At 60.8% G+C, this 19,486-nt stretch carries 17 protein-coding genes; all 17 read left to right on the forward strand.

Translation table 11 applies throughout. The features are described from left to right. The first annotated feature begins 301 nt into the window (after positions 1 to 301). The 17 genes from glgB to pknB all read left to right on the forward strand — a co-directional run bounded on the left by glgB (position 302) and on the right by pknB (position 19,483). Positions 302 to 2,350: a 1,4-alpha-glucan branching protein GlgB gene (gene glgB, locus B5E65_RS01185; protein WP_087169948.1), complete on the forward strand. Its 2,049-nt coding sequence runs from the start codon at positions 302 to 304 to the stop codon at positions 2,348 to 2,350. 57 nt (positions 2,351 to 2,407) lie between these two features. Beyond that, entirely contained in the window at positions 2,408 to 3,622 is a 1,215-nt protein-coding gene (locus B5E65_RS01190) for a glucose-1-phosphate adenylyltransferase (RefSeq protein WP_087169949.1), read from the forward strand. After that, positions 3,616 to 4,740 carry a glucose-1-phosphate adenylyltransferase subunit GlgD gene (gene glgD / locus B5E65_RS01195; protein ID WP_087169950.1) on the forward strand — a complete coding sequence of 375 codons (1,125 nt, stop codon included), beginning with the start codon at positions 3,616 to 3,618 and terminating at the stop codon, positions 4,738 to 4,740. The genes B5E65_RS01190 and glgD overlap by 7 nt, the downstream gene beginning before the upstream one ends. Before the next feature lie 111 nt (positions 4,741 to 4,851). Beyond that, the gene (locus B5E65_RS01200) at positions 4,852 to 6,270 is read left to right on the forward strand and encodes a glycogen synthase (protein WP_087169951.1); all 1,419 of its coding nucleotides are present in this window, start codon (positions 4,852 to 4,854) and stop codon (positions 6,268 to 6,270) included. 166 nt (positions 6,271 to 6,436) lie between these two features. Next, entirely contained in the window at positions 6,437 to 6,982 is a 546-nt protein-coding gene (locus B5E65_RS01205) for an RNA polymerase sigma factor (RefSeq protein WP_158098480.1), read from the forward strand. Next, positions 6,979 to 7,248, forward strand: coding sequence for a hypothetical protein (locus B5E65_RS01210; protein ID WP_087169953.1), 270 nt, complete (start codon positions 6,979 to 6,981; stop codon positions 7,246 to 7,248). The genes B5E65_RS01205 and B5E65_RS01210 overlap by 4 nt, the downstream gene beginning before the upstream one ends. Positions 7,249 to 7,424: 176 nt before the next feature. Further along, the gene (locus B5E65_RS01215) at positions 7,425 to 8,819 is read left to right on the forward strand and encodes an MATE family efflux transporter (RefSeq protein ID WP_087169954.1); all 1,395 of its coding nucleotides are present in this window, start codon (positions 7,425 to 7,427) and stop codon (positions 8,817 to 8,819) included. Between the two features lie 86 nt (positions 8,820 to 8,905). Beyond that, entirely contained in the window at positions 8,906 to 9,784 is an 879-nt protein-coding gene (locus tag B5E65_RS01220; protein WP_087169955.1) for a YicC/YloC family endoribonuclease, read from the forward strand. A 16-nt stretch (positions 9,785 to 9,800) separates the two neighbouring features. Next, complete coding sequence (gene remA / locus B5E65_RS01225) at positions 9,801 to 10,076, forward strand: extracellular matrix/biofilm regulator RemA (RefSeq protein ID WP_087169956.1); 276 nt, start codon at positions 9,801 to 9,803, stop codon at positions 10,074 to 10,076. Beyond that, the gene (gene gmk, locus B5E65_RS01230) at positions 10,069 to 10,635 is read left to right on the forward strand and encodes a guanylate kinase (RefSeq protein ID WP_087169957.1); all 567 of its coding nucleotides are present in this window, start codon (positions 10,069 to 10,071) and stop codon (positions 10,633 to 10,635) included. The genes remA and gmk overlap by 8 nt, the downstream gene beginning before the upstream one ends. A gap of 27 nt (positions 10,636 to 10,662) precedes the next feature. Continuing rightward, a complete protein-coding gene (gene priA, locus B5E65_RS01235; protein WP_087169958.1) occupies positions 10,663 to 12,927 on the forward strand; it encodes a replication restart helicase PriA in 2,265 nt (754 codons plus the stop codon). A 31-nt stretch (positions 12,928 to 12,958) separates the two neighbouring features. After that, the gene (def, locus tag B5E65_RS01240; protein WP_087169959.1) at positions 12,959 to 13,486 is read left to right on the forward strand and encodes a peptide deformylase; all 528 of its coding nucleotides are present in this window, start codon (positions 12,959 to 12,961) and stop codon (positions 13,484 to 13,486) included. After that, positions 13,486 to 14,394 (forward strand): methionyl-tRNA formyltransferase, encoded by a 909-nt coding sequence (gene fmt / locus B5E65_RS01245; protein WP_087169960.1) that lies wholly within the window; start codon positions 13,486 to 13,488, stop codon positions 14,392 to 14,394. Before def ends, fmt begins: the two co-directional genes overlap by 1 nt. Further along, a complete protein-coding gene (rsmB, locus tag B5E65_RS01250) occupies positions 14,391 to 15,704 on the forward strand; it encodes a 16S rRNA (cytosine(967)-C(5))-methyltransferase RsmB (RefSeq protein ID WP_087169961.1) in 1,314 nt (437 codons plus the stop codon). Before fmt ends, rsmB begins: the two co-directional genes overlap by 4 nt. Before the next feature lie 4 nt (positions 15,705 to 15,708). Next, entirely contained in the window at positions 15,709 to 16,761 is a 1,053-nt protein-coding gene (gene rlmN, locus B5E65_RS01255) for a dual-specificity RNA methyltransferase RlmN (protein ID WP_087169962.1), read from the forward strand. Next, positions 16,758 to 17,507 carry a Stp1/IreP family PP2C-type Ser/Thr phosphatase gene (locus B5E65_RS01260; protein WP_087169963.1) on the forward strand — a complete coding sequence of 250 codons (750 nt, stop codon included), beginning with the start codon at positions 16,758 to 16,760 and terminating at the stop codon, positions 17,505 to 17,507. The genes rlmN and B5E65_RS01260 overlap by 4 nt, the downstream gene beginning before the upstream one ends. A gap of 125 nt (positions 17,508 to 17,632) precedes the next feature. Continuing rightward, positions 17,633 to 19,483, forward strand: coding sequence for a Stk1 family PASTA domain-containing Ser/Thr kinase (pknB, locus tag B5E65_RS01265; protein WP_087169964.1), 1,851 nt, complete (start codon positions 17,633 to 17,635; stop codon positions 19,481 to 19,483). Positions 19,484 to 19,486: the final 3 nt, after the last annotated feature.

The raw sequence follows: 19,486 nt of genomic DNA on the forward strand, positions 1-19,486 counted from the left end.
CTTTATCCTACGGGATAGAGGCGTTCTTTTTTTGTGCGAATTGACGGTCTTACCGCCGGAATACGATCCGTTTGTGCACCAAACCGGGACGTTTGTGCTCGCTTTAGCAAGAAGAATCTACCATTTGCCAATGAAGTGGAAAACTTTGCATGCAAACTGCACAAAACACAAACTTTACAATTTACGTTTTTAGCAATTTATGACAGAAAACTCTTGAAAATCGAATGTAAAATGAGTATCATTATAGATAGTATACAGCACGTGCCCGCTTGCGGGCCGCAGAGGAGAGAAGGGAGACACCATGCCCGTAAAAAAGAAACAAAGCGAAGCGGATCTGCCTGTCTATCTGTTCCATCAGGGAAACAACTTTGAGGCCTACCGGTTCTTGGGCGCTCATTGTATGCAGGAAAACGGGGAAGACGGCGTAAAATTCCGCGTGTGGGCCCCCCATGCCAAAAGTGTCAGCGTGGTAGGGGACTTCAACAGCTGGGTCGTGGGCAGCCATCCGATGGCTCGCCTGGAGGACAGCGGTATTTGGGAAACCTTTATTCCCGGTCTTAAACAGTATGATGTATATAAATACTGTGTGACCACCGCTTCCGATGAGCTTTTGTTTAAATCTGATCCGTATGCATTCCATACTGAAACCCGTCCATCCAATGGCAGCAAGATCTATGATCTGTCCGGTTATGCCTGGGGCGACGGTGAATGGATGGCGGCGCAGAAAGGCCGGGACGTAATCAACAGCCCCATGAACATCTACGAAGTTCATGCCGGCAGCTGGAAGATGAAGGAGGGCGATCTGCCTTACAACTATTCCGAACTGGCGGATGAGCTGGTGCCGTACATAAAGGAAATGGGCTACACCCATGTGGAATTGCTGCCCATCACAGAATATCCCTTTGACGGCAGCTGGGGCTATCAGGTTACCGGGTATTTTGCCCCCACCAGCCGGTACGGCACCCCCAAGGACTTCATGAATTTTGTGGACAAGTGCCATCAGGCCGGTATCGGCGTGATTATGGACTGGGTACCTGCGCACTTCCCGAAGGACGGATACGGCCTGTACATGTTCGACGGGCAGCCCTGCTATGAGGATCCCAACCCCCGCCGGGGCGAGCACAAGGAATGGGGCACCATGGTTTTCAACTACGGTATGCCCGAGGTAGAGAGCTTCCTGGTGTCCAGCGCCCTGTTCTGGCTGGAAGAGTACCATGTGGACGGCCTGCGTGTGGACGCGGTTGCCAGCATGCTGTATCTGGACTACAACCGCCGTGACGGCGAGTGGGAGCCCAACATGTATGGCGGCAAGGAAAATCTGGAAGCCATCGCATTCCTGCGCAAGCTGAATACCGAAGTGCTGAACCGGCACCCGGAGAAGCTTATGATTGCGGAGGAATCCACCGCCTGGCCGCTGGTATCCAAACCGGCAGCGGACGGCGGCCTGGGCTTTAACTTCAAGTGGAACATGGGCTGGATGAACGATATGCTCAGCTATATGAGTACCGATCCGCTTTTCCGGTCCGGCAACCACAACAAGCTGACCTTCAGCTTCTTCTATGCTTTCAGCGAAAACTTCGTGCTGCCCATCAGTCATGATGAGGTGGTTCACGGTAAGTGCAGCCTGCTGAACAAGATGCCGGGCGAGTATGACGCCAAGTTTGATAACCTGCGTACCTTCTATGGGTATATGATGGCGCACCCCGGCAAAAAGCTGCTGTTCATGGGCCAGGAATTCGGCCAGTTCATCGAGTGGAACGAGGCAAAGCCGCTGGACTGGATGTTGCTTGGTTACGAAAAGCACCAGCAGCTGCAGGCCTGGGTCAAGGCACTCAACCATTTCTATCGGGAGAATCCGGCGTTCTGGCAGGTGGATTACAGCTGGGAGGGGTTCCAGTGGATCGTGCCGGACGACAGTTCTCAGTCGGTGATTGCGTTCTTGCGGCGCGACACGGAAGGCAAGATGGTTCTGGTGGTCTGCAACTTCAATCCGGTGCTCCGTACCGGCTATCAGATGGGCGTGCCCTGCGCCGGCCAGTATAAAGAGTTACTGACCAGCGACGACGCAATCTATGGTGGCGGCGACCTGCACAACCCGATGAAGCGGGCGGTCAAGGGCGCGATGCACGGGTTTGATTACCACATCACGCTGGATCTGGCACCTATGAGTACGGCCTATTATTCGGTGCCGGCACCCCGCAAAAAGACGGATAAGCCGGAAGAAAAGGCGGCCAAGCCTGCCAAGACTTCCCGGCCTGCCAAAAAAAAGCGGAGCCAAGCCAGCAGCGAAAAAGGCGGCCAAGAAAGAGTAAGGGAGAGAAGAACACAGTCGAAAAAGGCCCGAGCCTGAAAGCAACGGCCTTTTAGAATAGAAAAGGCGCGATGCGCCAATAAGGGGAGAATTGTCATGAAAGAATGTATCGCAATGCTGTTGGCAGGCGGTCAGGGTTCGCGTCTGTACGCGCTTACCCAGCGTCTGGCAAAACCCGCGGTGCCTTTTGGCGGAAAGTACCGGATCATTGACTTTCCGCTTTCTAACTGTGTCAATTCCGGCATTGACACAGTGGGCATCCTGACCCAGTACCAGCCTCTGGTGCTGAACGAGTATATCGGCAACGGCCAGCCCTGGGATCTGGACCGTCTGTACGGTGGCGTGCATGTGCTGCCCCCGTACCAGAAAGCCACCGGCTCCGACTGGTACAAGGGCACCGCGAATGCGATCTACCAGAATATCAACTTTATCGACCGGTATGAGCCCAACTACGTGGTTATCCTGTCCGGCGACCATATCTATAAGATGGACTACGGCAAGATGCTGGACTTCCATAAGGAGAAGGGCGCCGACTGCACCATCGCCGTTATGGAGGTGCCCTGGGAAGAGGCCAGCCGTTTCGGCATCATGACCGCCGACGAGAACGGCACCATCACCAAGTTTGAGGAGAAACCCAAGGAGCCCAAGAGCAATCTGGCCAGCATGGGTATCTACATCTTCACCTGGGAGAAGCTGCGCAAATTCCTCACCGAAGATGAAGCGGATCCCAACAGCGAGAACGATTTTGGCAAGAACATCATCCCCAACATGCTGAACGCGGGCGAGAAGATGGTCGCGTATGCTTTCGAGGGTTACTGGAAAGACGTGGGCACCATCGACAGCCTGTGGGATGCCAATATGGACCTGCTGAATCCCAACGTGGCGCTGGATGTGTGGGATGACAGCTGGAAGATCTACTCTCGTACCTCCGGTCTGCCCGGTCACAAGATCGGCAGCAAGGCTGTGATTGATAACAGCATGATCACCGAAGGCTGCCGCGTGGACGGTACCGTAATCCAGAGCGTTCTGTTTGACAATACCCGTGTGGCGGAAGGTGCTACCGTCGAGGCGTCCATCCTGATGCCCGGCTCGGTGGTGGAGCCCGGTGCCTGCGTGCGCTACTCCATTATTGCGGAAAATGTGGTGGTAAAGCGCGGCGCCATGGTGGGCGTGCGTCCTGAGGACATGGACGACATCACCAAGTGGGGCGTAGCGGTTGTCGGCGAGGGTATCACCGTCGGCGCAGGTGCCAAGATCGGCCCCAAGGCTATGGTGGTCAAAGACGTGAAGGAGGGCGAAGAACAATGGTGAATTCTACTTCAAACGCGCTGGGCGTCATCCTGCCCAACGCAGGTGATAACCTGGTGCCGGAGCTGGTGGAAAAGCGCACAATGGCGTCCATCCCCTTTGCCAGCCGGTACCGCATGATCGACTTTGTGCTGTCCAGCATGGTAAATGGCGGCATCACCAACGTGACCGTCATCGTAAAGAAAAACTACCATTCCCTGATGGACCATCTGGGCAATGGCCGTGAGTGGGATCTGACCCGCAAGCTGGGCGGCCTGAACATTGTGCCTCCCTACGCCCAGTCCACCGTTAAGATGTACAACGGCCGTGTGGAAGCGCTGGCCAGCATTCTGGAATTCCTGAAAAACCAGAAAGAGAAGTATGTGGTACTGAGCGAGGCCAGCACTGCCTTCAACTACAACTTCAAGGAACTGATTGCCGCCCATGTGGCCAGCGGCGCCGACGTGACCATGCTGTACGAGCGCCGGGAGATCCCCGAAGGCTGCAAGAACGACAATCATACCATTAAGCTGCAGGACGGCCGTGTGGTGGAACTGCTCACCAACGACTACCGCCCCGGTGTGCAGAACCTGTCCATGGACGTGTACATTGTGGAGCGTGAGACCCTGATCACCATGGTGCAGGATGCCACCAGCCGCGGCCTGGTCTATTTCGAGCGGGATATCCTGTCCCGCAACCTGCAGCTGCTCAATGTGCAGGGCCTGGAATACAAGGGCTACACCGCTCATATCACCAGCATGAAGAGCTATTTCGACGAGAATATGCGCCTGCTGGATGAGGCCAACCTGGACCAGCTGTTCCCGGTCGGCAAACCCATCTACACTAAGGTGCGGGACGATGCCCCCACCCGTTACGCCATGGATGCCAAGGTGAAGAACTGCATGGTGGCGGACGGTTGCGTGATTGAGGGTGAAATCGAAAACTGCGTGCTGTTCCGCGGCGTGCGGATTCGCAAGGGCGCTAAGGTCAAGAACTGCGTGCTCATGCAGGATACCGTGGTGGAGCCGGGCGCTACCCTGGAATATGTGGTCACCGATAAGCGCGTCAAGGTTACGGCCGACAAGAATCTGTGCGGCACCGATACCTTCCCGGTTTACGTGGCCAAGGGACAGACCGTATAAACCCTGCCAAAAGGTGTCGGCCTGACCGGAGGCCGCCCTTTTCTCCCCAGGGGCGGGAGCCGCCTCGGCTCCCGCCCCCTCCCTCTATAATCCTGATCAAGGAGGAGACACATGAGAGTTCTTTTTTGCGCCAGTGAGGCCAATCCGTTCGCCGCGTCCGGCGGCCTGGGCGATGTGGCCGGCAGCCTGCCCAAGGCGCTGGTTCGCTCCGGTGTGGACTGCCGCGTGGTCATGCCTCTGTATGAGACCATGAAATACCGCGATCGTCTGAGCTTTGTCACCAATTTCAGTGTGCCGGTAGGCTGGCGCAGCCAGTACTGCGGCCTGTTTACCTGCGAGTATGAAGGCGTAACCTTCTACTTCCTGGACAATGAGTATTACTTCAAACGCGGCAGCCTGTACGGCTTCTACGACGATGCGGAACGGTTCGCATTCTTCAGCCGCGCCATCATGGAGATGCTCTTCTACACCGACTTCACCCCGGATGTGATCAACTGCAATGACTGGCAGACCGCCCTGACCCCGGTATACCTGAACCTGTATTACCGGCATCTGGACAAGTTCAGCCGGATCAAGACGGTTTTCACCATCCACAATATCCAGTATCAGGGCAAATACGGCCTGGACATCCTGGAGGAAATCTGCGGTATCGGCCGCAAGGATGCGCATATTGTGGAGTATGACGGCTGCGCCAACTTCATGAAAGGCGCCATTGAGGTCAGCGACCGGGTCAGCACCGTCAGCCCCACCTATGCGGGCGAGATTCTGGATCCCTGGTTCAGCCATGGCCTGGACGGTCTGCTGCGTCAGCGCCAGCATAAACTGTGCGGCATCCTGAACGGCATCGACGTGGACAGCTACAACCCGGAAACCGACCCCAACATCCCGGCCCATTACAACGCCGATACTTTCCAGGAAGGCAAGCTGGCCTGCAAAAAGCAGCTGATCGAGCGCTTTGGCCTGGATGACGACGGCAGCCCCATCATGGCGATGGTCACCCGTCTGGTAGGCCATAAGGGTGTGGATCTGGTCAAGAGCGTGGCCGAGGGCCTGCTCCAGCAGGGGATCCAGCTGGTGGTGCTGGGCAACGGCGAGTATGCCTATGAGTCCTTCTTCAGCGATCTGTGCGGCCGTCATCCCGGCCGTGTGGGCGTGTACATCGGCTTTGTGCCGCCGCTGGCCCGTCAGATCTACGCCGGCGCGGATATCTTCCTGATGCCCTCCAAGTCCGAACCCTGCGGCCTGGCCCAGATGGTGGCCTGCCGCTATGGTACCATCCCGGTGGTGCGTGCTACCGGCGGCCTGCGGGATTCCATCCAGGATTCCGGCGATGGCAAGGGCAACGGGTTTGTCTTCCAGCAGTACAGCGCCCATGACCTCTACGAGGCCTGCTGGCGCGCCAAGGAAGGCTACTGGCAGAAAGAGGGCTGGCCGGTTCTGGTCAAGCGCGCGATGCAGTGCGATTTCAGCTGGAACGTTTCCGCCCGCTCCTATGTGGAGATGTACGAGCAGGTCATGAACCTGTGGTGATCTTTGTGCCCAACGCAATCATGACATAAGAAAACGGCCATGCTGCATTTCTGCGGCGTGGCCGTTTTGTGCCTGCAGGCAGAAGCCGACATTTTTAAAATTTACCGGAATATCTGTAAGAAACGCTTCCTCGTTCCGGTCTGCTATAGATAAGGAGGGAATGCGCATGGATGAAATCGTGTCGCTTCTGTGGCAGCGCGACGAACAGGCATTGTCGCTTCTGGAAAACCGGTACAGCGGATTTTGCCGCCGGATCATAGCCGGCCTGCTGGACAGTGTCCAGGACGGGGAAGAAGTGCTGAATGATGTATGGCTCCGGGTGTGGAATGGGATTCCGCCGGCCAGGCCGAAATATTTCCGGGCGTATCTGGCCAAAACAGCCCGCAATACGTCCCTGCGGTACCTGGAGCGGGCACAGGCGCAAAAACGCAGTGGAATCACCGTGCTGTTGGATGAACTGGCCGAATGTATTCCGGATCAGACAACCCGCCAGCCGCTGGATTCGGTTCAGATTCGGGACCTGCTTAACCGTTTTGTTGCCTCGCTCCGCACAGAAGAGCGGGAAATCTTTCTGCAGCGATACTTTTTCGGGGCCAGTATCCAGGAAATTGCCGCAGCCCGGCAATACTCGGAAAACCGGGTCTCGGTTTCCCTGCACCGAACGCGGAATAAGCTGCGCGATTTTTTGGAAAGGGAGGGGTATTCCGCATGAGTGAGTACGATCTGTTTGCCGGCTTTTCGGATCTGGAAGAAAAGTGGATCCTGCAGCCCAGGAAACTGGTATCGCTCCGGCTGAATCTGCTGTTTTGTTTTGTTGCGGCCAACGTGAGTGCCCTGGTCCCCGATACCATGCCCATCGCAGGTATAGTGGCCTATATAGCATCGTTTGGCATTTTATATGCCGCTGCGTTCTGGCTGATAAACCGCCCAAAAAACCGCAGATTGCTGATTGAAACAGTCGAGGGTGAAAAACGGTAAAGTGCCAAAGATCCAGACAATGCACCGGTTTTGTCGGGTTGAAAAGCCCTGGTTCCTGTGCTATCATGGGATACATCCGAACGTTGTATCCGAAAGAGCGCCCCGCGCCCGCGGGGCGCTCTTTCCATAACTAGCTGCTGCACAGAGGGGCGGCAGAGAGAGGGAAGCGTCATATTATGCAGGATCGTACCTATTTGTTTGAACAGGCTCCCGTCTCCCGGGCGGTCATGTCCATGGCAGCACCTACAATTGCCAGTTCTCTGGTCATGGTGCTGTACAATCTGGCGGACACTTATTTTGTCGGGATGCTCAACGACCCCATTCAAAATGCCGCAGTTACCCTGGCCGCACCGGTGCTGCTGGCGTTCAATGCCATCAACAACCTGTTTGGTGTGGGTTCCTCCAGTATGATGAGTCGTGCGATGGGGCGGGGCGACCGGGAAACCGTGCGCCGCAGCTCCTCGTTTGGTTTCTGGTGCGCGCTGCTTTGCGGGGCGCTTCTGTCCGTGGGCTTTACAGCATTTTCCGGCCCGGCCCTGGCCGTGCTGGGCGCTACCGAGGAAAACGCTGCCGCTACCTTCGCCTATCTGTTCTGGACCACCACCTGTGGCGCCGTGCCGGCTATTTTAAATGTGGTGCTGGCCTATATGGTCCGCAGCGAGGGGGCGGCGCTCCATGCGGGTATCGGCACCATGAGCGGCTGCTTTTTGAATATCCTGCTGGACCCGGTCTTTATCCTGCCCTGGGGCCTGAATATGGGGGCCGCCGGCGCCGGCCTGGCCACCTTCCTCTCCAACTGCGTGGCCTGCGGCTATTTTCTGGTACTGCTGGCGGTGCGCCGGCACAGCAGCAATATCAGCCTGCGGCCCGCGCTGCCTGGCCGTGCCATTGTGGTGGGCGTCTGTGCGGTGGGCATTCCGGCCGCGGTGCAGAACCTGCTCAATGTAACCGGCATGACCGTGCTGAACAATTTTACCTCCGTGTACGGATCCAACGCGGTGGCGGCTATGGGCATTGCACAAAAGGTCAACCAGGTGCCCTTCTATGTGGCGCTGGGCTTATCCCAGGGACTGATGCCTCTGGTCAGCTACAATTACGCTTCCGGTGATTACCGCCGGATGAAACGGTGCATTCTGTTTGCGTTGAAGGTTGCCATGGCGTTCCTGATTGCCTTGTGTGTGTTTGACTGGACCTGCAGCGCCTGGCTGGTACGCCTGTTTATGAAGGATGCAGAGATTGTGGCCTACGGTTCCCGGTTTTTGCGGGGCATGTGCCTGTGCCTGCCGTTCCTGGGGGTGGACTTCCTGGCGGTGGGCGTGTTCCAGGCCTGTGGTATGGGGCGGCGCTCGCTGATCTTTGCGGTTCTGCGCAAGATCGTCATGGAAATCCCGGCGCTGTGCATCCTGAACTGGATCTGGCCGCTCTACGGGCTGGCCTATGCCCAGACCTGCGCGGAGATGATCCTGTGCCTGGTGGCCGCTGTGGTGCTGCGCCGCCTGTTCCACGATCTGGGGGATCCGCCCGCCCCGGATACCGGCGTGCGCCTTGCAAAAACAGCCCAAAAAGAGTAAAATATCCCTGTGTATATCCAAATCGGGGGATCTGTGCCCTGAAGTGATATGCCTTGCGGAAAAACACAAAAGAAAGGCGGTGTGCTATGGCGCTGAGTATGACCGGCTACGGCCGGGGCAAGGCGGTTCTCAACGGGCGTGACCTGACCGTGGAGATCCGCAGCGTCAATTCGCGGTATTTTGAGTATTCTTCCCGGCTTCCCCGGGCCTGTCTGTTTCTGGACGACCGGCTCAAGAAGCTGCTTTCCGGCACCATCAGCCGGGGCAAGGTGGAACTGAGCCTGCAGCTGCAGACCATTGGTGTCAGCGATGTGGAGGTTCAGGCCGACCTGCCGCTGGCCCGCAGCTATCTGGAGGCACTGCGGCAGATTTCGGAGGGCTGCGGCGTGGCCTGCGATGCCACGGCCGGGATGCTGGCCCGTTTCCCCGATGTGCTGTCGGTGCGCCATGCCCAGGTGGACGAGGAGCAGCTGGCGGCCGACGTGGAAACGGTCTGCCGTATGGCCCTGGACAGCTTCATGACCATGCGCACGGCGGAGGGCGCCAAGCTGGAGGCGGACATCCTGTCCCGGCTGGACACCCTGGAGCAGGACGTGGGCCTGGTGGAGCAGGACAGCGCCGGCCGTGTGGAAGCCTACACCCAGCGCCTGTACGCCCGTCTGCAGCCTCTGCTGGAGGATCGTTCCATTGATGAGGCGCGCATCCTGACCGAGGCGGCCATCTTTGCGGACAAGACCGCCGTGGATGAGGAGACTGTCCGCCTGCGCAGCCATATCCAGCAGTACCGGCAGATTCTTACCGGGCCGGGGGCTGTGGGCCGCAAGCTGGACTTCCTGACCCAGGAACTGAACCGGGAAACCAATACCATTGGTTCCAAGTGCCAGGATCTGGCCATCACCCGCCTGGTGGTGGAGATGAAAGCGGAGATCGAAAAGATCCGCGAACAGGTGCAGAACATCGAATAATAAAAGGGGAGCTATCATGAAGCTTATCAACATCGGGTTCGGCAATATGGTCAGCGCAAACCGGCTGATCGCCATTGTGAGCCCTGAATCCGCCCCCATCAAGCGCATTGTACAGGAAGCCCGGGACAAGGGCGCCCTGATCGACGCCACCTATGGCCGCCGCACCCGGGCGGTGATCATCATGGATTCCGACCATGTGATCCTGTCGGCTGTGCAGCCGGAGACGGTGGCCAACCGCCTGAACGACAACGACGATGCGGATGAACTGGATGAGGAGCTGGAAGATGAATAAGGATCGGTATCTGGTGGTCGTGTCCGGGCCTTCCGGCTCCGGCAAGGACACCGTTGTAAACCGCTTGCGGCAGCTGCACCCGGAGATCGAGATCTCGGTTTCCGCCACCAGCCGGGCTATGCGTCCCGGCGAGACCGAAGGGGTAAACTATTATTATATGACCCGGGATCAGTTTGAAGAGAAACTGGCTGCCGGGGAAATTCTGGAGCACACCTGTTATTGCGGCAACTACTACGGTACCCCCAAGTCCGAGGTAGACCGCCGTATCGGCCAGGGGATTACCGTGGTGCTGGTGATTGAGGTGGAGGGCGCGGGCAACATTCGCCGCCTGTACCCGGAGGCCACCACCATCTTTGTGGCGCCCCCCAGCCTGGAAGAACTGGAACACCGCCTGCGGGGCCGCGGCACCGAGAGCGAGGAGGCCATCCAGGGCCGGCTGGCCCGCGCCCGGGAGGAACTGGCCCTGGCGGATCAGTACACCGCTACGGTAGTCAACCAGGAAGTGGACGACTGCGCCCGGCAGCTGTACGAGATCATCCGGGCAAGACAAGAGGGCTGACCGGCTCAGCCCGGAAAGGGGCAGCGATTGCCGCATACCGTGCAAGTGGCGGTAAACAACGCCACCCTTCATTTTGACAAACTCTATACCTATCGGGTTCCGCCGGAACTGGAAAGCAAGGTGCCGGTAGGGGGGATGGTACTGGTGCCCTTCGGCCGGGGGGACAAGCCCCGCATGGCGGTGGTGCTGGCGGCAGGGGAGAGCGAGGAGCTCTCCGCCCGCGTCAAGCCGCTTTATGACGCCGCGCCGGAAAGCGCCTGCCTCACCCCCGATCTGCTGCGCCTGGTGGAGTTCCTCCATGAGCGCACCTTCTGTACCTGGTACGAGGCGGTAAAAACGGTCATTCCCTATGGGGCCCAGTACCGCCCTGTCTTGCAGGACGGCCGTCCGGTGCTGCAAAAGCAGCTGGTGCGCCATACCCAGCCTCAGTACCGGCTGGCGGCGCCTCTGCCGGAAAAGCCCCGCCCCACCCCGACCCAGATTTTAGCGGTGCAGCTGCTGCGGGACGGCCCCCTGACCGGGGAAGAACTGCAGCAGGCCGGAGTATCCGCCGCCGTGGCGGACAATCTGGTCAAAAAGGGCGTGCTGGAAAAGGAACAGGTGGACAAAACCCTGGATCTGTACGCCCATATCCCGCTGACCAATGAGACCATCACCCTGACCGATGAGCAGCAGGCCGCCCTGGACGCGCTGCTGCCTGCGCTGTGGGCGGGCAAACCCCATGCGGCGTTGCTGCACGGGGTCACCGGAAGCGGCAAAACGCTGGTTTTTCTGGAACTGATCCGTCACACGCTGGAACTGGGCCGCACCGCACTGGTGCTGGTGCCGGAAATCAGCCTGACCCCCCAGATGATCCGCCGACTGAAAGAAAATTTCGGCAGCCGGGTGGCGGTGCAGCACTCCGCCCTCAACCATACCGAGCGGCTGCTGCAATGGCGGATGATCCAGCAGGGCGGCGCCCAGATCGTGGTAGGCACCCGCAGCGCCATCTTTGCGCCGCTGCAGAATCTGGGGCTCATCATCATTGATGAGGAGCAGGAGCATACCTATCGTTCCGAGTCCAGCCCCCGGTTTGACGCCCATGATGTAGCCCGGCTGCGGGCGGCGGACAGCGGCGCGCTGCTGCTGCTGGCCAGCGCCACCCCCTCGGTGGAAAGCTACTACCGGGCCGCCCGGCAGGATCGGTACCAGCTGGTACGGCTTACCCACCGGTACGCCGGGCAGCCGCTGCCGCCGGTGCAGATCGTGGATATGCGGGCGGAAGCCGCCGCCGGCAACCCGGAGGACATCAGCCAGCCTCTGGCCGATGCCATCCGGGAAAACCTGACCAATGGCCAGCAGACCATTCTGCTGCTCAACCGCCGTGGGTACCGCACCGTGGCCCTGTGCCAGGACTGCGGGGCCGCGCTGAAATGCTCGTCCTGCAGCGTGCCCATGGTCTACCATAAAGCCCAGGGGCAGATGCTCTGCCACTACTGCGGCAAAACGATCAAGCCCGCCCCCACCCATTGCCCCCAGTGCGGCGGCAAACTGCTGTATACCGGTTTCGGCACCCAGCGGGTGGAGGAAGAACTGGAAAACCTGTTCCCCAAAGCCCGTGTGCTGCGGATGGACCAGGATTCCACCAGCCGCAAAAATGCCCATGAACAGCTGCTGGCCCGCTTTGCCAAAGGAGAATACGACATCCTGCTGGGTACCCAGATGGTGGCCAAGGGGCTGGATTTTGAAAAGGTCACCCTGGTGGGGGTGCTGGGCATTGATTCGCTGCTGTTCAGCCAGGGATACCGGGCCTATGAAAATGTGTTCAGCCTGATCACCCAGGTGGTGGGCCGGGGCGGCCGGGCGGAGTATCCCGGCCGTGCCATCATCCAGACCGTCAGCCCGGGCCATCCGGTGCTGCAGCTGGCCGCCAAACAGGATTACGAAGCCTTCTTTGAAGAGGAGATCGGTTTCCGGCAGCTGTGCCTGTACCCGCCCTTCTGTGATCTGTGCATGGTGGGCTTTTCCGGCGAAAAGGAAGGCCCGGCGCTGGCCGCGGCCGCCCGGTTTTCCGCGATTCTGGCCGAAACGGCCCGCCAGAACTGGCCCAGGCTGCCCATGCGGGTGCTGGGGCCTGCCCCCATGAATGTGGCGATGGTCAAGGATCTGTACCGGTTCAAGCTGACCATCAAATGCCGCAATACAAACGATTTCCGCGCCCTGATGCGCGCCGTCCTTGCCCGGTACGGGGAGGAGGGCCTGCCCGCCAAGGCCGCGGTCACACTGGATTTCAACGCGGACGGCGATATGTAAAACCGTCCGCCCGAAAAGGAGAGAAAAAATTATGGCTCTGCGTACTATCGTACAGGACGGCGACCCCATTCTGAAAAAGGTCTGCCGCCCGGTGACCAATTTTGACGACCGTCTGGCTACTTTGCTGGACGATATGATCGAGACCCTGGCCGATGCCGAGGGCTACGGCCTGGCCGGTCCCCAGGTGGGGGTCATGCGCCGGGTGTTCGTAAGCCTGGATGAGCGGGATCTGCCCGAGGACGGCACCGTGCCGGAGGGGTACGAGCCCAAGTATCTGGAGTTCATCAACCCGGAAATTCTGGAGCGCAGCGACGAAGAGGTCATGCTCTACGAGGGCTGCCTGTCCTTCCCCGGCCGCAATGCCGCCATCAGCCGACCCAAGCGGGTCAAGGTACGGGCGTTTGACCGGCACGGCAACCCCTTTGAGCTGGAAGCCGAGGACATGCTGGCCCGCTGCGTCTGCCACGAGACCAACCATCTGGATGGCGTGACCATCCTGGATCTGGCCGACCATTTCTACGAAGACGAAGAAGAATTCGACGAGGACGGAGAGGAATAATGCGCATCCTGTTCATGGGCACGCCGGACATCGCGGCCCACTGCCTGGAAGCCCTGTACGGCGCCGGGCATACCCTCTGCGGGGTGTTTACCCGGCAGGATAAACCGGTGGGCCGCAAGCAGGTGCTCACCGCGCCGCCGGTCAAGCAGGTGGCGATGGCTCACGGCACGCCGGTGTTTCAGCCGGTGACCCTGCGGGACGAAGCGGTACAGGCGCAGATCCGCGCGCTGGAACCGGAAATCATCGTGGTGGTGGCCTACGGCCGGATTCTGCCGCCGGAGGTGCTGGCAATTCCGCCCCGGGGTTGCATCAATCTGCACGTATCCCTGCTGCCCAAATACCGGGGCGCCGCCCCGGTGCAGTGGGCGGTGCTGAACGGCGACGCCGAGACCGGCGTGACCATCATGAAGCTGGACGAGGGCCTGGACACCGGCGATATCCTGCTGGTGCGCCCGGCGCCCATCGGCCCGGAGGAAACCAGCGGCGAGCTGTTTGACCGGATCACCGCCCTGGGGGCGGAAACGCTGCTGGATGCCCTGGCCCGGTTTGATGAGCTGACCCCCGTGCCTCAGGATCACGCGGCCGCCACCCTGGCCCCGCCCCTGCGCAAGGAGATGGCTCATTTTGACTTTGACGCCGACGCCGCCCATCTGCACAACCTGGTCCGGGGCATGAATCCCTGGCCTGTGGCTTTCTTTGAGTACGGCGGCAAGAAGATCAAGGTGCTGGCCAGCCGCGTGGCTGAGGGCAGCGCACAGCCCGGCACCATCCTGGCGCTGAAACCCTTTACCGTGGCCTGTGCCTCCGGTGCCTTGCAACTGCTGCAGGTGGTGCCGGAGGGCGGCAAGCCCATGGAGGGCTCTGCCTGGGCTGCCGGCCGGCGGTTCAAGGCGGGGGACAGCCTGTGAGCGCCGCGCGCCGCGCGGCGGTGGAGGCGCTGATCCACCAGGAAAAGGCCGGCTATTCCAACCTGGTGCTGGACGGGCGGCTGCGCCGCAGCGGCCTGACCGGCCGGGACAAAGCCTTCTGTACCGCCATCTTTTATACCGTTCTGGAACACCAGATCACCCTGGACTGGCAGCTGCGCCAGTGCCTGAACCGTCCGGTGACCCGCCTGGATCCGCCGGTGCGGGCGGTGCTGCGGGCAGGCCTGGCCCAGATCGTGTACATGCAGGTGCCGCCCGCCGCGGCGGTCAACGAATCGGTCACCCTGGTGCGGAAGCTGGGCTGTTCCAGCGCCGCCGGGCTGGTCAATGCGGTGCTTCGCCGCGCCCCGGCCCAGGACCCTGCCGCCGCCAAGTTCCCCAACCGGGCCGCGCGGCTGTCGGTGCAGTATTCGGTGGCCGAACCCATCGTGCGGCTGTATCTGGCGGCCTATCCCACCCGCGCCGAACAGCTTCTGCTGTCCATGTCCACCCCCAGCAAGGAAACCGCCCTGCGGGTCAACACCCTGCGCACCAGTCCGGAACAGCTGGCTCAGCGCCTGGCGGACGAGGGTACGCCCAGCCGTCCCGGCCCGCTGCCGGGCAGCCTGCTGGCAGCTTTTGAGGGCTCACCCATTCAGAGCGCCGCTTTTGCCGAGGGGCTTTTCCATGTGCAGGGGCTGTCCAGCCAGCTGGCGGCCCTGAGCCTGGACGCGCAGCCCGGCCAGAAGGTGCTGGACCTATGCGCTGCGCCCGGCGGCAAAACCCTGCTGCTGGCCCAGCAGATGCAGGATACCGGCTGCCTGTACAGCCGGGATGCCGCCGAAGGGCGGGTCTCCCTGATCCGGCAGGCGCTGGAGCGCAGCGGCATCCAGTGCGCCGATGTGGCCTGTGCCGATGCGTCGGTCTGGCAGCCGGAGCTGGCCCGGGCCGACCGGGTGCTCTGCGATGTGCCCTGTTCCGGTCTGGGTATTCTGCGCAAAAAACCGGATCTGCGCTATAAAACGCTGGGAGAGCTGCCCTCCCTCTGCGTGCTGCAGGCGAAGATTCTGGCCACCGCCTCTCGTTATGTAAAAGAGGGCGGGCGGTTGGTATATTCCACCTGCACCCTTAATCCCCAGGAAAACGAATACCAGATCGAGCAGTTCCTGGCCGGGGAAGAGGGCGCAAAGTTCCGGCTGGTTCCGCCGCCGTTCCATCCGGAGCAGGCGTCGGAAGGGCCTTTCGGCATGACGATTTTTCCGGACGAGACCGGTTTCGACGGATTTTTCATAGCAACATTGGAGAGATTGTGATACAATGAGCAAGAACTGCATTTCCTCCCAGACCCGGCCCCAGTTGGCCCAAACGCTGGCGGCGCTGGGGCAGCCCGCATTCCGGGCCGGGCAGATCTACCGCTGGCTGCATCAGAAACAGGTCACGGAGTTTTCCGCCATGACCGACCAGCCCAAGGCTTTGCTGAAAACCCTGGAGGAGCAGTATTATATTGCCGCGCCCACCATCCGCCGCCGCCAGCAGTCCAAGGACGGTACCGTCAAGTACCTGTTCGCCCTGGAGGACGGCAACTGCATCGAGACGGTGGTCATGCGGTACAAATACGGCAATACCGTCTGTCTGTCCACCCAGGTGGGCTGCCGGATGGGCTGCCGGTTCTGCGCCTCCACCCAGGCCGGGCGGGTGCGCAATCTGGAAGCCGGCGAGATCGCGGCCCAGCTCTACACCGCCCAGCGGGATATCGGGGAGCGTATCTCCCATATCGTGCTCATGGGCATCGGCGAACCGCTGGACAATTTCGATAACGTGATGGACTTCCTCACCATCATCTCTTCGGAGGAAGGTGCCAACATCGGCATGCGCAACATCAGCCTGTCCACCTGCGGCCTTGTGCCCATGATCGACCGGTTGGCGGAGAAGAAGCTGCAGCTGACCCTGTCTATCTCGCTGCACGCCCCCAACAACGCCATGCGCAGCAGCATGATGCCGGTGAACGACGCCTATCCGGTGGAACAGCTCATCGCCGCCTGCCGCCGGTATCAGAAAACCACCGGCCGCCGGATCAGCTTTGAGTATTCCATGGTGCGGGGCGTCAACGACAGCGACGCCACCGCCCGGCAGCTGGCCGACCTGATCCGGGGCATGGGGGCCCATGTGAACCTGATCCCCATCAACCCGGTGGACGGCAGCCCCTATTCCGCCACCGACGCCGAAAATGTGCGCCGGTTCCAGCAGGCGCTGACCCGTCTGGGGGTCAACGCCACCGTGCGCCGCCGTCTCGGCAGCGATATCAGTGCCGCCTGCGGCCAGCTGCGGCGGGACGAAGCCCAACAACCACCCAAGGAGGCGACGCCATGAAACTGGCAGCCAAAACCGATATCGGCTACGGCCGGCTGGAAAATCAGGACAACTACCGGGCCGCCCGCCTGCCGGACGACACCGTCTGGGGCCTGATCTGCGACGGCATGGGCGGCGCCAACTCCGGCAAGCTGGCCTCTCAGCTGGCAGCGCAGGCTCTGGAGGAGTATTTTGACCAGGGCCTGGCGGACCTGGTGCCGGGGCAGGAGATCGAATTCCTGCGGAAGGCCGTACAGCAGGCCAACCAGGCCATCTATGAGGAAGCCAGCCGCCATCCGGAACATACAGGCATGGGCACCACCGTGGCCGGCGCTCTGGTGCGCGGCGGCCACGCCTGGCTGTTCCACGCGGGGGATTCCCGGGTGTACCTGTTCCGGGCCGGGCAGATCCGCCAGCTTACCCGGGACCATTCCATGGTGCAGGAGCTGGTGGAGAACGGCACCATCACCGCCCAGCAGGCGGCCACCCATCCCCGCAAAAACATCATCACCCGTGCCCTCGGGGTCAATCCCACGGTGGAGACCGAGACCGGCGAATGCACTGTGCGGCCGGGGGATGTGCTTCTGTTGTGCAGCGACGGGCTCAGCAATCCGGTCAGCGACCGGACCATGGCCCGCATCCTGACCGAGGTGCCGTTTTACGAAGCGGCGGATGTTCTGGTGGCCAAGGCCCTGGAACACGGCGGGCAGGACAATATCACGGTGCTGCTGATCGGCGTGGAGCCGGTGGCAGCCCCCGCGCCCTGACGGGCTGCGGATGAACCACAGGGGCGGCCCGCGGCGGAGTTTCGGCTCTTCCGCGCGCCGCATAGTCCGGCCTGCCGCCCCGTTTTTCTTTCACAGCGCGCCCCGGCGCAGGGAGGTTTTATTGCATGGAGAATCTGGAACACGTGATCGGTAAACGGCTGGACGGCCGCTATCTGCTGGAAGGTCTGATCGGCGTAGGCGGTATGGCCAACGTATACCGTGCCCGCGACCTGAAAGAGGACCGGGTAGTGGCCGTCAAGATCCTGCGGCCGGAGTTCATGGAAAACGCGGAACTGGTCCAGCGGTTCAAGAACGAGTCCAAGGCGATCTCGATCCTGGATCACCCCCATATCGTCAAGGTGTACGATGTGTCGGTGAGCGACAAGATCCAGTATATCGTCATGGAATACATCGACGGCATCACCCTGAAAGAGTATCTGAACCAGCGGGGCGGCCCGCTCACCTGGAAAGAGGCCGTCCACTTCATTACCCAGATCCTGGAGACACTGGACCATGCCCACAGCAAGGGTGTTGTCCACCGGGACATCAAGCCCCAGAACATCATGCTGCTGGCTGACGGCAGCATCAAGGTGATGGATTTCGGCATTGCCCGTTTTTCCCGGGCCGAGAGCCAGGTGGTCAGCGAAAAGGCCATCGGTTCGGTGCATTACATCAGCCCGGAACAGGCCCGCGGCGAGGTTACCGACGGCAAGACCGATATCTATTCGGTGGGCGTGATGCTCTACGAAATGCTGGCCGGCAAGCTGCCCTTCACCTCAGACAGCGCCGTGTCGGTGGCCATCAAGCAGATTTCCGATACCCCCACCCCGCTGGGCGAGGTGGCGCCCCAGGTGCCGGAAGGCCTGCAGGCCATTACCGCCCGCGCCATGGCCAAGGACCCGGCAGACCGCTATCCCAGCGCCCGGGCCATGCTCATGGACCTGGAGGAGTTCAAACAGAACCCCAGCATCCGGTTTGAGTACGAATATCTGACAGATTCCGAACCAGAGAGGTATATCGACAAAGTGGTCAAGCAAACCAAATCCGGCTCCGGCGCCAAGCCGTCCGCCGGCGGCACCCGCCGCCCGGCCCCCAAAAAGAAGAAACGCAAAAATTATACCCTGCCGATCCTGGCGGGTATGGCGGCCGCCTTTGCCATCGGCGCCGCTATCCTGTGCTATATCATCTTTACCAACTCCACCAACCCCCTGTTCAGCAACCGGGCGGACGTGGAACTGGTGAACTTCGTGGGCATGACCCGGGAGGAGATCGAGGGCAACTCCGCCTACGACCAGTTCAATATCGTGTTTGAAGAAGAGTATAACTCCCAGTACCCCGCCGGGCAGGTGTACAGCCAGAGCCCGCGCCCGCCCCGCACCGTCAAGGAAGGGCAGACCGTGACCCTGAAGGTCAGCAAGGGTACCGAGATCGTAAATGTGGAGGACGTGTACGGCATGACCTCCGAGGATGCCACCACCCGCCTGCAGGGGCAGGGCCTGGTGGTCAGTATCACCCCGCAGGTGGATGACAACTACCCGGTGGGCACCGTAATCCGCACCGAGCCGGAGGCCGGCGCCGAGGTGGCGGTGGGCACCCAGGTGCGCCTGATCGTCAGCCGTGAAGAGGTGGATACCACCACCACGGTGCCCGATCTGCGCGGCCTGACGGTGGAGCAGGCGGCTACCGCCCTGCAGAACAAGATGCTCACCCTGGGCCTGCAGACCACCGAGTACAGCAGCGAATACCCTGTGGATGTGATCATCAGCCAAAGCAAGGAGCCGGGCAGCGAGGCCAACTGGAACTCCCGCGTAGACGTGGTCGTCTCGCTTGGGCCTGAGCCTACGCCGGAACCCACCCCGGAACCCACCCCGGTTCCGACGGCAACCCCGACGCCCACTGCCACGCCTTCTGCCAGCCCCGCGCCCAGCGCCACGCCGGAATCCACGCCCTCGGGCGGGGAATCCGGCAAGAATTGAGGC

The organism is Gemmiger sp. An120 (assembly GCF_002160955.1).
GTDB classification, from domain to species: Bacteria; Bacillota; Clostridia; order Oscillospirales; family Ruminococcaceae; genus Gemmiger_A; species Gemmiger_A avium.